We start from the raw sequence: 13,665 nt of genomic DNA, 5'->3' as shown, positions 1-13,665 counted from the left end.
GTCGCGTTGCCACGCGATACGACAGGCTCGCAACCAACTATCTCGCCGCCGTCTCCATCGCAGCGACCGTCAGTTATTGGTTATGAGTCCAGAGCCTAGTCATGCTTGGACAAGCATGGCCTGGGCTCGTTGCGGAAATGAAACGGACTCTTGACCGACTAGACGATGCAAATGAAGCCCTCAATGCTCCGGAAATGCCCCGTGAGTTGCGGGTTTATGGCTACGATGTCGCGAGCGGCTTTCCGCTCCCGCACCAAACTGCAAAAGGCTACGCTTCTTATGGTTCCAACCAGATCGAAGAGCTAAGAGCCACTCCGAGGATGGGGGTCTTCATCGGTGGAAAACCTGAGGGCGAGTTGCTCGCAGGCGGCGGCTACCGGAAGGTGGACCAGAGTGCCCAAAAGCGCGCCGAGGCGATTATTGCGGCATGGGATGGCTGGCGCGCTGAAATCGAGCGGAGGGAGCTTGCCCACGACATCCCGGAGCTCCGAATGGCAGCACAGGCGGCTACCCGAGCCCACGATGCAGCAGCTCTCCGCGCCCGGTCCCTCGAAGCACATACGGCCCGTGGCCTGATTGTTAAGGCTGAGATTGCTGCAAGCTTTATCCCCTGGGCGGACCGCGATGCCCGGGCCGAAAAACTCGATGCGGATGACGAAGTAGGCATCCTCTACGCGCTGGTTTCCGACACCCTGAGGGTGTTGGGTAGCAATGCCTCGAAGCAGGCGCCTGCATCATGACCTCTCTTTTCCAACTCCCGACGCCCCCCATCAGGGGCGTCACCACCATCCTTCTGCGCGACGGCACCGAGATCCGCGTGGATGCCATCGAGACGAGCGCGCAGGGACAGGCGATCCTGGCTGAGATCGACGGGGCTATCCTGGCGATCGAGGACCAGATTGCCCTTGGCACCGGGACGGACGATCCGACCTGGCGGACCCGGGCGGAACTTGCGCTCAAGCGCAAGCGCCGAAGCCGACCGGTCCTGCAGGAACGGATCGGTGTCCTGCGCCGTGCCGAGAAGGCAGCAGCGCTTGGCGCCAGTCAGGCGCAGTCGGCATCGAAGGTCGACGCCAAGCGGCAGGCCTTCGTCCAGGCCGCCTACGAACTCTTGGGCCACGAAACCTGCGTCGAGGTGTGGGCCCTCGCTCAGGAAAAGCAGCCCCTGCTGTTCGCCGATGCCGGAGGGCCGGGCCGATGAGCCTGTCCGATCTCCCCGGCTACCACGACGTTGGCGGACGCGTTTGGCCCACCGCGAAGCTCGATTCCCTGCTCGCCCAACCGAAGGTAATGCAGACCGTCCGGCAAGGGCTCACGATCAGTCGAGGGCCGCGCGGGGACTTCTGGCCGGCCATTGCCTACACCTGGGCCCGTGATCGGTACCGCCGCACGGAGTGCAGCGACCTCCTCCACATCCTCGTTGTCCGTCTGAGGGACAGGGAGGAGCGAGATGCCGCCTGATCCGATCCTCGCCGCCATCGCCCACCACCGGCAAGCCTGGGACACGTTCCAGACCGCGCCGGAGGGCGAGGACAGCCTCAACGCCTGCTGTGAGCTGCAGGACGCCTTGGACACTGTCCTGGCGACGCCCTGCGCGACCCAGCCGGGCGCGGCCGCTCTCGTCGCGCACCTGCGCTGGTGGCTCGCCGAAGAGGCCGAGTTCGCGGCGGACTATCAGCCGGCCTATGGCCGCGCCGAGGCCCGCATCGCCGAGATCGTCATGCTTCTGGGAAGCTCGACCTCCGACCCCAGCGTGCCCGATCCGATCTACGCCGTCCTCGACGCGGCCAACACCGCCGAGATCGCACACACCGTCGCCTGCGAAACCCTCGACGAGGACGATGAGGCGTCGATGTGCCGGTGCAACGCCGCGGCCGAGCGCGCACATCACGCATGGAAGGCCCTGGATCAGACGCCGCCGGCGACCCTCGGCGGCTTGCGCGCGCTGGTCTGTCACTACGTCCGCCTCGGCGAGAGCATGGCCGAGAGCGCCTTCCTTCACATCGCCCGATCCTTGGAGGGGTGCGACCCCGCTGTGGATCTCCGAACGCTCGGGAGGTCGGCATGAAGGTACCCGGTCAATCCGAGGTGGAGGCGGCGTGGCACGCCCTGCCGGCCGAGACCCGCGACCGCATCGGCATCATCGCCGTGGATCTCGTGTTCCAGGCGTTCGTGCACGGGGACGCCTATGTCGCGACCGGAAGCCCGAGGGATCGCGCCGTGCCCGGTCACAGCAAGGCTGCGCAGGCAATCCGGAACGCTGCGGGGGAGGCTGAGAACCGACGCCTGAACGAGCTTCATCGCGTCGTCGAGTGCGTTCTGCCGGACCTGTTCGGACCCGAGGGCGAGAACCCGGATTGGGCCGAGAGCCCAGCGAGGCCTAGCCCTGTCCATCCCCGCTCGGATGAACGAGCCCAAGCGTTGGGAGGCGCATCATGATAGCTCGGACCCTAGCTCAGCGCGTCGCCAAACTCGTTCCATTGCTCGCCAGCGACAAGGACGGCGAAGTCATCGCCGCCGCGCGAGCCATCGCCCGTACCCTGACGACGGCCGGCACCGACCTTCACGATCTCGCCGACACCCTCAACCGGATGCAGACCGTAGCCGAGCCTCGGCCGAACCGCGACGCCGCGTCGAATGGGGACGCAGGGTCGGCAGCCCCATGGAACTACGCCAACGAGTTCCAGCAGGCCGAGCCTGTCGGGGGTGCTCCAGACCATCCGGACGCCATGACCCGCAAGTTCGGGCTGCCGATCTTTCGACAGGGCGCGATCGGATCCTGGCAGGAGGTCTGCCAGCACTGCTTCACCCTAAACCGGTCGATCGCGAGGAAGCACGGCGGTCGTTTCCTGCGGGACTTCGAGGTCAAGATCCTCACCGACATCATGACAGGCAAACGGTGGCCAACGAACGCGAACGCGTCTTGGATCGAAACCGTCGTGGCGCGGTGTTATCAAGCGCGGGATCTGGCCGCCGAAGCGAAAGCAGGCTGATGCCCCGCCGCGCCGCTGTCGTCACGCAGGCTGATATCGCCAGGGCGATCCGAGCCGTCCAGGCCGCCGGTCTACCGGTGATGCGGATCGTCGTCCGCTCCGATGGCGTCGCCGTCGAAACGGTGCTCCCGCCGAACCACGCCGCCGCTCCCCAACTGCCGGACGAGGTTGCCAACGATGAGCGCGTGGTGGTCCTATGACCGCCGACATGCCGCGCCCTCGCCCGCCCCATCTGGTCCGTGAGACCACCCGCCACGGCACGGTGGTCTGGTACGTGCGGGTCGGCCAGGGGCCGCGCACCCGGATGCGCGAGGCCTATGGCAGCCCGGAGTTCTGGCGCGACTACCGCCTCGCGGTCGAGGGGAAGCCGCTCGCGCCGATCGCCGGCCCGAAGCCCGGCACGCTGTCCTGGCTGATCGCGAAGTACGTCGCCTCGGCCGAATGGTCCGAACTGAAGCCCGCCACCCGCAAGCAGCGGCACGGGTTCTACCGCGCCATGGAGAAAACGGCGGGCGATGAGCTGCTGTCGGCGATCGATCGCCGCGCGATCCTCGCCGGCCGGGACCGCCGCCGCGACACCCCCTATGCCGCCAACAACTTTCTGAAGTCCCTGCGTGGGCTTTTCCGCTGGGCCCTGGACGCCGACCATGTGAAGATCGACCCGACGACCGGCATCAAGCTCCTGGCCGGCAACAACGAAGACGGCTTCCACGCCTGGACCGAGGACGAACTCGAACGCTTCGAGGCGAAGTGGCCGATCGATACCCGCCAGCGGCTCGCCTTCGATCTTCTGCTCTTCACCGGGCTGCGTCGGGGCGATGTGGTGCGCCTCGGCAGGCCCCACGTCCGCAACGGCGAGTTCACGATCCGCACCGAGAAGACCGGCATGGTGGTGATCGCGCCGATCCTCCCTCCCCTCGCCGCTTCGATTGCCGCCGCGGCAACGGGCGAGCTGACGTTCCTCGCGACGGAACGGGGCCTGTCCTTCGGTAAGGAGTCGTTCGGCAACTGGTTTGGGAAGGCTTGCCGCGAAGCGAAGTGCCCCGGGTCCGCGCACGGGCGGAGGAAGGCCGGCGCGCGCCGGGCCGTCGAAGAGGGCGCGACGGAATCCCAGCTCAACGCGCTGTTCGGATGGGCGGACGGGCGCCGGGAAAGCGCGACCTACACGCGGACGGCGAACCGCGCCAAGCTGGCCCGAGAGGCGAGGACTTCTCCCGCACCATCGGCTCCGGTGCGGGATCGAAAGCGAAAAATCTCTATATATCAGGGTCTTAAAAAGCCGATGGTGGGCCCGGCAGGACCTTAACCTACTACAGCAAGAAACCAAATAAAACAGGTACTTAGCTAAACCTCACAGGTGCCCATGTGTAACACTCCTGTGGCACTCGCGGAAGGCCTAGCTGGACCGTGCAACAAATTGCACGGGCTTACGCGGACGCGTGACCTTGGATCAGCACACCGATGCTGCGTGCATTTCCGCAACCCACGACTCAATCCGAACGGGAACGGCTCTTAGGGCCTGGGCTGCCGAGAACGAGGCCTGCCGTGGCGGAGCCGGAGATGATCCAGCCACCGATCGCGCTTGCGAGCGCCGGAAGGCCGCCAGCCAGCGGCTCGCGCCGGCTGGCCTCTGCTACGGGCGAAAGGGCGAGGCCGGCTATCAGCAAAGCTGGCATCGCTCCGGCCCAGGCTCCAGGCAGCCCTAGCGGGAGAAATCTGACGCTTCGTACCCCCGCCGAACGTCCGAGAAGGGTGGTTTCCTGCCCGTCTGCTTCCGGACGCCAGATGCATCGAAGCGGACATAGCCCCGGGGGCCGCTCTCGACCCTTCTCGGACTTTCGGACGGTCTGGTTGCCGGCTGTCTAATTGGCCAGGAGAGACAGAAACAAGCCAACGTTACGCGAGGTTGACGCCGAGCGCCTCGCTTGCGGTGGCTTGGAATGAGGCGACTGCGGCACGGACAGCGTCTTTGTCTGGCAGGGCTGCAAGATTGAAATCGCGTCTGAAGGTCGCGAAAGGTAGATCTGCGTGATCGATCTTCACAGCGTCTCCCTCTGGCCAAGGAAGTACTTTCCAGACGCCGCCCACCCAATTCTTCGACGTCTCGCCCCGACAATACCATGCGAAGATCGAGATCGTGGATGCCGCGTTTTCCGGAGATACGAAAATAGCTGGGTCCGGCTCAGAACCGTCCTCGGTGTCGACGAAGCCTCGATCAGACTCGACTAGCACCTCAAGCATCCATTGTCCCGCAACAGTTGCGTTGTGGTTTGTCCCGCCCGGGAGAAACAGATACGAAACTTTGACCATCGGGAGCATCTCCCAGGTCGAGCGGCCACTCATCGGGTTCGTGTCGCTCCGGCTTGGAGGGCCGGCATGCAACGTACGCCAGTTGTAGAAAGCCATGTCTTCGAACTCGGCGGCGACCAGCTTGACGATGTCAAAGACGCGCTTCTGATAGCACCACAACAGACGGTACGCCTTGCGCACGTCCGCCAGGGCTACGTCCAGGGTAGGCTCATCGGACATCGTCAGCGCTCCAGCGTAGGTTCGGGTGGTCTCGCAAGCCGAGGAACGGGGAGACGCGGTTGTCCCAGCCCGCGAATGTATCATTTACTGGCGCGACGGGTGCCGTTGCAGACCTTGCAGCGGGGGTAGTTTGGGGCGGCTCTCCCGGCCATCGCAGCGCCCCGGCCGAACCCGATCGGATTCCGAGGCTCGGGACCATCGCGGCAAGCCCACCCATCGGAATGTGCTCGGCATAGCCGTGCAACGCCAACGCTGCCTTCACGTCGGAAACAATCCGACGATCGGGCTGCCGAGCGACATCAAGCTCGTCTAGCGCCCGCAGGAGGTCCCGCCAATCTGCTGCGGCTGCCTTCACTTCGATGCCGACAGTTTCGTGCAGCGTGCCGGTGAACGCCTCTACGACAGTCTCGGCGCTGGCGGGCAAGCCGCCGAGCGCGATGAGGTATGTCTCGACCGCCTCGTCCGCAGCGCCTTCGCCTTGCGCGGCAATCCATTCCCGCGCCCACTGATCGGGGTACTGCAAGCCGCCGAGCTTGCACTCGACGACGAGCACGACGTCCACAGGCGGGTCGCCGATCGAGAAGCGCATGACTACGTCGGGCTCGACCGATCCGCCCGCCGCCTCGCCGGCCGGCCACCACGTCGGCCAGAACTCGATGCCAGTGAGCTCCGCAACTTTGCGTTCGGGTAAAATGCGAGGCTTGAACGTAGCTACGAGCAACGCCCAAAGCACGGGACCATCAAGATAGGCGAGGCGCTCGAACACCGTCGCCGTCAGGATGTCCTCGGACCGCACGAAGGCCATACGGAGCGAAGCTCCAGACGGCAGTGAGATTGGTAGGCGGCGTCCCTTCCCGTTTAGGATCGCGCTCAGCATGGGGCGTTTCCATAAGATGCCGCACATAACTGGAAGGCGAGCGGCGGCCTTCAAGTGCGAGTGGTAGGGGCTTTAAGGTTATCCTTCCGGTTCGGTATTGCGGGAGTCGTCAGCCATGGGATGCTACACGAGGTGGGTATACCTCGTCCCTTGGCATGTGGATCGGAGCCAAGCCGGGACCCCGCCCATTGCTTCTGAAGCAGACACTTGCTGCCCCAATTGGTATCGGGACCCCACTGATCCACACCCGGGGTGTCTCGGGCGCCCAATGGCCGCTCGGCCCTCCGAGATCTCGTACCAGGACGGATCAGAGTTCCGCCCGAGCCAGACGTGACGGCCATCGCGCGAGATGATGGCCCAGCGAAGGTCGGTCGCCCGATTGCCCGTCAACCAGGATAAGCCGTGACCAACCTGATCGGCTTGCCGTCCTCTTCCATCCAGACCGTGAGGATACACGGGTTCCTGCCGTCGGGCGTAACCATGTGGCATCGCACGATGATCTTCCTTCCGTATGGGGTCGACTCGTAACGCTCAACGGGATTCTCCGACCCTTGGGCGCGAAGGGCGTCCGCCATCTCGTGCCAGTCCTGGGGCGTGAAGCCGCGGGCGAGGAAGAAAGTCGCCTTGCCACGCCCGTCGGGGTGGGACGTGGCGAGCAGGTAATCGCGCACCTTCGCTTCCGACACGACCGCGTCGGACATGTTGTGGAAGATCGGCGCTTCGCGAGACGCAGCCCCGCTCATCGCGCGACCGCCGTCGCTGGGATCGTCGCCAGGCAGGCGAAGGGTTCGGTAAACTCCACCTCGAACGCCTCGCCCTCGGCCCATGAGCCGACCACCGTGCCTTTGCTTCCTGCAGGGATGACACGACTAGAGTTCGGATCCAGATAGTCCGTCACTAGCGCGACCCGGTCCAGCTCGGCGATGGGGGGAACAGTATCGTGCTGGGCATCGCGCAGCATCTCCCACAGCCGTCCCGGCCCGAGCAGCGTGGTCAGGATGCGCGCCCGCTTCTCCTCCGAGTTCAGGGCTTGAGCGCTCATGGTCTGGTGCGCCGCCATCACGTCCATGACGGCGTGCAGCAGCGCGCCGCCCAGGTCAGGCGAGTTGGCGAACTGCTCCTTCGTGTTCGCCATCGCCTGCGCGCGCAGACCCTCGTCCTCCATCATCTTACCCTTGATGACCTGGTCGACGTAGGTGACCGCGTCGCCCTCCGTCACCTCGCCTTCGAAGAGGTCGTTCAGGGCCTTCACGATCTCTGCCAAGCGCATCTTGTGCCTGTCCTGGGGCTGGCCGGACCCGGACTCGCCCATCGGCTTCAGCGGCTCGGCGGCCCCCACGCCGAGGTTCATCTTCTGCTGCCCTAGGTCGCGCATGCGGTGATGGGTCAGCGCGAGCGCGTACATGTCCACCGTGTCGCGCTCCCTACCGAACTCCAGTAGCGGCAGCAGCAGGCGGGCGAAGACCTGGAGCTTCTCGAAGTAGGTCTGCCCGTAGTTGAACATCTGGCCAAGGAACTCGTAGGCCCGTACGTAGGCCCCGAGGTCGTGGCGGAACTGCCGCAGGAATCCCATCTCGTCTTGTGCGGCCCTGCGCGTCTCGCTGCCCTCGTCCGCCGCAGCGAAAGCCTGCTGGGCCGCGCGATAGCGAATGAGCAGCCGCTGGCTGACAGGGATGATCACCGCGTCTAGGCCCGCCTGCGCCCCTCCCGCCCGCACTGTAGCGCGCACCACGGCCTCTACCTCGTTCGTGTCGTAGAGCGCCGTGCCGTCTAGCTTCGCTCGCAGGTCCAGGACCGTATCCGCGTTCGACGTGTCCGCGAGCTCCGCCGTGTCGTGGTACTGGCGGAAAGCGGCGAGGATGTCCTTCGGCTCGTTCACGAAGTCTACCACGTAGGTGGTGTCCTTGCCGGGGTAGGCGCGGTTCAGCCTAGACAGGGTCTGCACGGCCTGGATGCCGCCCAACTGGCGGTCCACGTACATTGCGCAGAGTAGGGGCTGGTCGAAGCCCGTCTGGAACTTGTTGGCGACGAGGAGGATCGAATACTCCTCTGTCCCGAAAGCCGTGCGGATGTCACGCCCGTTCAGCCCGGGGTTCATCGTCGCCTCGTTGAACGGCCCGGAGCCGGTCTCAGGGTCGTCCACGTCGCCCGAGAAAGCGACGAGCAGCCCGATGGGATACTTCCGACGCTTGATGTAGGCCTCCATCGCCTTCATCCAGCGCACAGCCTCCCTGCGGCTCGCCGTGACCACCATCGCCTTAGCTTGGCCGCCAAGCAGGTGAGCGACGTTCTCCCGGAAGTGGTCCACCACGATTTGCACGCGCGCTGCGATGTTATGGGGGTGGAGGCGCACCCAACCCATAATACGCTTCTGCGCCTCGCCCGCCTCCACCTCCCGCTCGCCCATCTCCTCACCCTTGTGGGTAAGCTTAAAGGCCATCTTGTAGGCAGTGTAGTTCCGCAGCACGTCGAGGATGAAGCCCTCCTCGATCGCCTGTCGCATGGGGTAGACATGGAAGGGCGCAGGCAGGTTGTCCTTGTCCTGCGGCTTCGATGGGTCGGGCAGCCGCCCGAAGAGTTCCAGCGTTTTAGCCTTGGGCGTGGCCGTGAAGGCGATGAAGGTGACCGCCTTGTCCTGGGAGGCGCGCGCGGCCATCCGGGCAGCGAGAATGTCCTCGGTGCTCACCTCGCCGCCGTCTTCGAGCTGCGCCATTTCCTCGGCGGTCAGGACCATCTTGAGGTCCGACGCGGCCCGGCCCGACTGAGATGAATGCGCCTCGTCCGCGATCACGGCGAAGCGCTTGCCCGCCGTAGCTGCGAGTTCCTGCACTTTCTCCAGCGCGAAGGGGAAGGTCTGGATGGTGCAGACTACAATCTTCTTCCCCGCCCCAAGGGCCTGAGCGAGTTCCTGGCTCTTCGCCGCGCCGTCGCCCGTGACCACGGCGACCACGCCATTGGTGCGCTCAAACGCTTCGATGGCCTCACGCAACTGCTTGTCCAGCACCGTGCGGTCGGAGACGACCAGGACCGTGTCGAAGACCTTGTTGCTCGCCCCATTGTGTAGGTCGGCCAGAAAGTGGGCGGTCCAGGCAATGGAGTTGGTCTTGCCCGAGCCCGCGCTGTGCTGGACGAGGAAGCGTCCTCCCGCACCCTCGGCTCGGACGGCGGCAACGAGCTTCCGGGTCGCATCGAGCTGGTGGAAGCGCGGGAAGATCCAGTCCTTCAGTCGCTTCGCATCGTCCCTCACCGGCACCAGGTAGCGGCCCAGGATTTCCAGCCAGGAGTCGCGCTCCCACACCCGCTCCCAGAGGTAGGCTGTCGGCGCACCGTTCGTGTTCGGCGGATTGCCTGCGCCCCCCGCGTTGCCCTGGTCAAAGGGCAGGAAGACGCTCCCCGGTCCGTTCAGGCGCGTGCACATGCGGACGGCGGTGTTGGACACTGCGAAGTGGACCGCAGCACCGCCCGGGAAGGACAGAAGCGGCTCGGGCCTGCCCCCCTTGGGGTAAGGCGGGCGGTCCTCGCGGTACTGATCCACCGCGTCGGCGACCGATTGGGTGTAGGCCGACTTCAGTTCCGCCGTGGCGACGGGGATGCCGTTTAGGAACAGGACGAGGTCGAGACAATCCTCGCCCGCTAGCGAATAGCGGACCTGGCGGACCACGCGCAGGCGGTTCGCGGCGTACTGCGCCTGAAGGAGCTCATTCATGGCCAGGGCAGGGCGAAAGCGGCAGGCGGCGAGGGCGGTCTTCAGGCCGATCACGTCGAAACCGTCGCGCAGCACGGACAGCACGCCCTGCTTGTTCAGTGCGGCACGCAGCCGGTCGGCTAGGACAGCGAGCGCCGACGCGCCATGCGTCTTCTCCAGCGCCGCCCAAGCATCAGGCTGAGCCTCCTCCATCCACGCCTGGAGGTCGGGGAGATACAGGGCGCGGGTGCGGTCGTAGTCCTTCGCCGCCCCCGGCTCATAGAGCCAGCCCCGGGTCGACATGGCCACGCAGATGCCGTCCTCGAAGGCCTTCTCCTGGTGGATAGTCATGCGGCCACCTCAAGGTCCCGGGCCGCGGCGACGCGCACGTCGATGCGGCCCGTCACCGCCGCCGAAATCAGGGCGGCCCGGCGCTCGCGGAGCAGAGCAATGCTGGCCCGGGCTCCGGCAGCAAGATCGTCTATCGCGCGCGCGTCGGCATCGAGCAGGCGGGCGATAGCATCGCGTTCTTCGGGCGGTGGGACCGGGATACGGACTCGCTTCAGGTCGAAGATGTTGACACCCCGCACGGCGGCTCCGAGTGAGCCACAGGCAAGGGCTTCACGCACGGGCTTGGAAAGGAGTGCGTGGCGAAGCCAGGAACTGTTAATGCCCTTTTGTGGAGCCACTCGCGCCACATCCTGCGTGATGTTCGCTCCTTCGAGTTCGGGCGGAACCGGTTCGCAGTCGCCGATAGTTCCCCGGATGGCGTAGACGAGGTCGCCCGCTCGGAGACGGGCACGGGCATAGGGGGCCTCGATCTCGGGGGTCGTCCTCGCCAGGCTGGCGAGGTTGAGACGGCTCGGCTTCACGTTCCCGCCCTTCACGATGGGGATGCCCGCGCCGACGTCCTCACCAGGTAAGACAATGCCGTACATGATCGGGCGGTCCTCATCCACGAGACGCATCAAGGGCATGACGCTCCAGTGCTTTGGGATGCATTCAATCCAGGGTACGCCGCTTTCCCTCATCTCGGCTGAGGAATTCAGCCCTTTGGTAATGAACTGGGACGCGTCTGCCGCCCGCTTCTCCTTCAGCAACACGAGTAGTGCTTCCTGCTCAGCGGCGAGGGCGTCCAGCTTGGCCGTCTCTCTGTCGAGGAAGTCTGCAATGGCGCGCTGCGTCTCCTTGTCGGGACACGGGACGGTCACCCGTGCTGTGGCTCTGGTGGTGATGCCAAAGCGGGTCACGCCCTGAGCGGCGAGAGACATCTGCGATTTCACCTCCGCGGCCTTAAGGCACCAGAACAGGAATCGCCCAACCGTGCCCGGGAAGGGCCGAAGGAGCGTCAGGTGATACCCACAAATGACGTTGGTCAGGGGCTCCGTGACTACAGCCGGCACGGCGATGTCGTCGGGGGTCTCGCTATCTTTGGTGATGATGACGTCCCCGGGCAGCAGGGAGAACCGCCGCACCTCGTCCTCGGACGCGGTGGCGGCCATGAGCGGCATGTCGTCGGTGATTCGATCATTCTTGTAGACGTCGGTGTAGTTGCACAGGCGTACCTCGGGTTCCCCCTCGACGCTGTGCTTGTCCACCCCGCTCGGGCGGATGTCCGCCATCCACTTCAGCCGCTTAGTCGGAAAAGAGGTGCCGGGCTTCATGCCGCCAACCCGTCCAGCATGGCTCGAATGCGGTCTGTGGTCCGCTTTAGGTCCGCGTCGATCTCCGCCAGCGAGCGGTGCGGCTCGAAGATGTAGAAGTGGCGACTGAAAGGGATTTCGTAACCGACCTTGGTCTTCTCCCCGTCAATCCATGCGCCAGGAGCGTGAGGGAGCACCTCGCGCCGCAGGTAGTCTCCCACTTCCTCGCCCAAAGGCACGTTCTCCGTGTCGCGCCGGGCCGTGTCCGGAACGGGCTTGCCCTTCCCCTTGCCCTTCTGTCCCAGCACGGGCTTGCCGTCATCGCCAAGCAGAGGACGCTCCACCGTAATCGTGCGGTAGCCGAACGCCTCGTTCCGGAAGATACGCGAGACGGGCACCACTCGTACTCGCCCTCCCTCGGGGACGACGGGCTCGGGCGCGTCGCCGAGTAGTAGCTTCTCCTCCGTCTTGCCGTCCTTGTCCGTGATGGTGGCCAAGCGAGCCTCGACGAAATCGCCGAAAAGCTTCGTGACCCGTTTAATGTGAGTCTCGCCCAAGCGCTTGCGCTTGAACCCGAGCGAGCGGCGCATCTTCTCGGATTGACCCGACGCGTCGATGAGCTGGACCCGACCGCGCCGGTTCTCAGGCTTCCGGTTCGTCAGGAGCCAGACATACGTGGCGATGCCCGTGTTGAAGAACATCTCGGTGGGCAGGGCCACGATGGCCTCCACGAGGTCGTTTTCCAGCAGGTAGCGGCGGATCTCCGACGGTCCCGACCCCGCGCTCCCCGTGAACAGGGGCGAGCCGGACATGACGATGCCGATGCGGCTGCCGCCTTGCTGGGCAGGCAGCATCTTCGAAACGAGGTGGAGCAGGAACAGCATCTGCCCGTCGGACTTCGGGGGCAGGCCGGGGCCGAAGCGCCCCGCGTAGCCCTTATCGCGCCGCTCCTTCTCCACTACGTCCTTCGCGTCGTCCCAGTCGTAGCCGTAGGGCGGATTCGACATCATGTAGTCGAAGTGCTCGCCCGCGTGGCCGTCCTCCTTCAGCGTGTCGCCCGGGACGATGTTCGCGACGTTCTGCCCCTTGATCAGCATGTCGGCCTTGCAGATCGCATAAGCCTCGTCGTTGAGTTCCTGGCCGAACATCGTGAAGCGGGCAGCCTTGTTGAAACCGTGAACGAACTCCTCGGCCATGGAGAGCATTCCGCCCGTCCCCGCCGTAGGGTCGTAAAGGCGGCGCACCACAGGGTTGCGCGGAGTAAGCACGTCCGTGTCCTCGATGAAGAGGAGGTTCACCATCAGCTCGATGGCATCGCGGGGCGTGTACTGCTCCGCAGCTTTCTCGTTCGACACCTCAGCGAAGCGACGGATGAGCTCCTCGAAGGCGTGGCCCATCTGCTCGTTGCTAATCTTGGTCAGGCTAAGATCAATGCCCGCAAACTTCTCGGCGACCCTGTAGAGAAGTTTTGCCTTGGCGAGTCGGTCGAGAGTCTCGGCAAAACGGAAGCGCTCGAAGATGTCGCGGACCACGGGCGAGAAGGCCTGGAGGTAGCCCTCCAGGTTGGGGCGGATGTTGTCCTGATCGCCCATTAGCTTGGCGAAGTCGTAGGGGGAGGTGTTGACGAAGGTCTGCTTCGCAGCGCGGAGCATGAACGGCTCCGGGTTCATGCCCATACCTTCCTTCGCCGTTTTCTCCGACAAGACGGCGGCCTTGGTCGGGGCCAGCACGCAGTCGAGGCGGCGCAGCACTGTGAAGGGTAGCACGACCTTGGAGTACTCGTGTGGTTTGTAGGGCCCGCGCAGCACCTCGGCCACGGACCAGATTAGGGATGACAGAGCAGTGCCACTCATTCGACTCTCGTCCGAAGCAGATGGGCGCACCCCGTAGCACGCCAGCACCGTTCCATTACAGGCATCGCTATGCTTACCGGACGCG

The 13,665-nt window shown here is 65.0% G+C and carries 13 protein-coding genes and 1 pseudogene; 8 read left to right on the top strand and 6 right to left on the bottom strand.

The features are described from left to right. From ASF52_RS22705 to ASF52_RS15925, 8 genes and pseudogenes are all read left to right on the top strand, one after another. Positions 1-86 (top strand): annotated as a pseudogene (locus ASF52_RS22705) (IS5/IS1182 family transposase); the annotation flags it as partial. Between the two features lie 15 nt (positions 87-101). Beyond that, positions 102-740 carry a hypothetical protein gene (locus ASF52_RS15960; protein WP_156630181.1) on the top strand — a complete coding sequence of 213 codons (639 nt, stop codon included), beginning with the start codon at positions 102-104 and terminating at the stop codon, positions 738-740. Continuing rightward, the gene (locus ASF52_RS15955; RefSeq protein ID WP_056174079.1) at positions 737-1,201 is read left to right on the top strand and encodes a hypothetical protein; all 465 of its coding nucleotides are present in this window, start codon (positions 737-739) and stop codon (positions 1,199-1,201) included. Before ASF52_RS15960 ends, ASF52_RS15955 begins: the two co-directional genes overlap by 4 nt. A 249-nt stretch (positions 1,202-1,450) precedes the next feature. Beyond that, a complete protein-coding gene (locus ASF52_RS15945) occupies positions 1,451-2,068 on the top strand; it encodes a hypothetical protein (RefSeq protein WP_056174074.1) in 618 nt (205 codons plus the stop codon). Further along, positions 2,065-2,439 (top strand): hypothetical protein, encoded by a 375-nt coding sequence (locus ASF52_RS15940; protein ID WP_056174072.1) that lies wholly within the window; start codon positions 2,065-2,067, stop codon positions 2,437-2,439. Before ASF52_RS15945 ends, ASF52_RS15940 begins: the two co-directional genes overlap by 4 nt. Beyond that, positions 2,436-2,993: a hypothetical protein gene (locus ASF52_RS15935; protein ID WP_156630180.1), complete on the top strand. Its 558-nt coding sequence runs from the start codon at positions 2,436-2,438 to the stop codon at positions 2,991-2,993. Before ASF52_RS15940 ends, ASF52_RS15935 begins: the two co-directional genes overlap by 4 nt. Then, positions 2,993-3,193, top strand: a complete 201-nt coding sequence (locus tag ASF52_RS15930; RefSeq protein WP_056174067.1) for a hypothetical protein — start codon at positions 2,993-2,995, stop codon at positions 3,191-3,193. The genes ASF52_RS15935 and ASF52_RS15930 overlap by 1 nt, the downstream gene beginning before the upstream one ends. Beyond that, positions 3,190-4,299 carry a tyrosine-type recombinase/integrase gene (locus tag ASF52_RS15925; protein WP_244473834.1) on the top strand — a complete coding sequence of 370 codons (1,110 nt, stop codon included), beginning with the start codon at positions 3,190-3,192 and terminating at the stop codon, positions 4,297-4,299. Before ASF52_RS15930 ends, ASF52_RS15925 begins: the two co-directional genes overlap by 4 nt. A gap of 590 nt (positions 4,300-4,889) precedes the next feature. On the opposite strand, the gene ASF52_RS15920 is transcribed toward ASF52_RS15925, so the two are convergent. The 6 genes from ASF52_RS15920 to ASF52_RS15895 all read right to left on the bottom strand — a co-directional run bounded on the left by ASF52_RS15920 (position 4,890) and on the right by ASF52_RS15895 (position 13,580). Then, entirely contained in the window at positions 4,890-5,522 is a 633-nt protein-coding gene (locus ASF52_RS15920; RefSeq protein WP_056174065.1) for a hypothetical protein, read from the bottom strand. Then, positions 5,512-6,327 carry a hypothetical protein gene (locus ASF52_RS15915; RefSeq protein ID WP_056174063.1) on the bottom strand — a complete coding sequence of 272 codons (816 nt, stop codon included), beginning with the start codon at positions 6,325-6,327 and terminating at the stop codon, positions 5,512-5,514. Before ASF52_RS15915 ends, ASF52_RS15920 begins: the two co-directional genes overlap by 11 nt. Before the next feature lie 458 nt (positions 6,328-6,785). Next, positions 6,786-7,100 carry a DUF6883 domain-containing protein gene (locus ASF52_RS15910; protein ID WP_156630179.1) on the bottom strand — a complete coding sequence of 105 codons (315 nt, stop codon included), beginning with the start codon at positions 7,098-7,100 and terminating at the stop codon, positions 6,786-6,788. Positions 7,101-7,138: 38 nt separating this feature from the next. Continuing rightward, positions 7,139-10,435, bottom strand: a complete 3,297-nt coding sequence (locus ASF52_RS15905) for a type I restriction endonuclease (RefSeq protein ID WP_082515342.1) — start codon at positions 10,433-10,435, stop codon at positions 7,139-7,141. After that, positions 10,432-11,748 carry a restriction endonuclease subunit S gene (locus tag ASF52_RS15900; RefSeq protein WP_056174058.1) on the bottom strand — a complete coding sequence of 439 codons (1,317 nt, stop codon included), beginning with the start codon at positions 11,746-11,748 and terminating at the stop codon, positions 10,432-10,434. Before ASF52_RS15900 ends, ASF52_RS15905 begins: the two co-directional genes overlap by 4 nt. Continuing rightward, complete coding sequence (locus ASF52_RS15895; RefSeq protein WP_056174056.1) at positions 11,745-13,580, bottom strand: type I restriction-modification system subunit M; 1,836 nt, start codon at positions 13,578-13,580, stop codon at positions 11,745-11,747. Before ASF52_RS15895 ends, ASF52_RS15900 begins: the two co-directional genes overlap by 4 nt. Between the last annotated feature and the right edge of the window lie 85 nt (positions 13,581-13,665).

Origin of the sequence: Methylobacterium sp. Leaf112, from assembly GCF_001423295.1 — a bacterium.
Classification (GTDB): domain Bacteria; phylum Pseudomonadota; class Alphaproteobacteria; order Rhizobiales; family Beijerinckiaceae; genus Methylobacterium.
This window is presented reverse-complemented; position numbering and strand designations above follow the sequence as displayed.

Bases quoted from the DNA above. Each gene is read 5' to 3' on its own strand.
- ASF52_RS15960 (WP_156630181.1), top strand. From the start codon at position 102: ATGCTTGGACAAGCATGGCCTGGGCTCGTTGCGGAAATGAAACGGACT.
- ASF52_RS15955 (WP_056174079.1), top strand. From the start codon at position 737: ATGACCTCTCTTTTCCAACTCCCGACGCCCCCCATCAGGGGCGTCACC.
- ASF52_RS15945 (WP_056174074.1), top strand. From the start codon at position 1,451: ATGCCGCCTGATCCGATCCTCGCCGCCATCGCCCACCACCGGCAAGCC.
- ASF52_RS15940 (WP_056174072.1), top strand. From the start codon at position 2,065: ATGAAGGTACCCGGTCAATCCGAGGTGGAGGCGGCGTGGCACGCCCTG.
- ASF52_RS15935 (WP_156630180.1), top strand. From the start codon at position 2,436: ATGATAGCTCGGACCCTAGCTCAGCGCGTCGCCAAACTCGTTCCATTG.
- ASF52_RS15930 (WP_056174067.1), top strand. From the start codon at position 2,993: ATGCCCCGCCGCGCCGCTGTCGTCACGCAGGCTGATATCGCCAGGGCG.
- ASF52_RS15925 (WP_244473834.1), top strand. From the start codon at position 3,190: ATGACCGCCGACATGCCGCGCCCTCGCCCGCCCCATCTGGTCCGTGAG.
- ASF52_RS15920 (WP_056174065.1), bottom strand. From the start codon at position 5,522: ATGTCCGATGAGCCTACCCTGGACGTAGCCCTGGCGGACGTGCGCAAG.
- ASF52_RS15915 (WP_056174063.1), bottom strand. From the start codon at position 6,327: ATGGCCTTCGTGCGGTCCGAGGACATCCTGACGGCGACGGTGTTCGAG.
- ASF52_RS15910 (WP_156630179.1), bottom strand. From the start codon at position 7,100: ATGTCCGACGCGGTCGTGTCGGAAGCGAAGGTGCGCGATTACCTGCTC.
- ASF52_RS15905 (WP_082515342.1), bottom strand. From the start codon at position 10,435: ATGACTATCCACCAGGAGAAGGCCTTCGAGGACGGCATCTGCGTGGCC.
- ASF52_RS15900 (WP_056174058.1), bottom strand. From the start codon at position 11,748: ATGAAGCCCGGCACCTCTTTTCCGACTAAGCGGCTGAAGTGGATGGCG.
- ASF52_RS15895 (WP_056174056.1), bottom strand. From the start codon at position 13,580: ATGAGTGGCACTGCTCTGTCATCCCTAATCTGGTCCGTGGCCGAGGTG.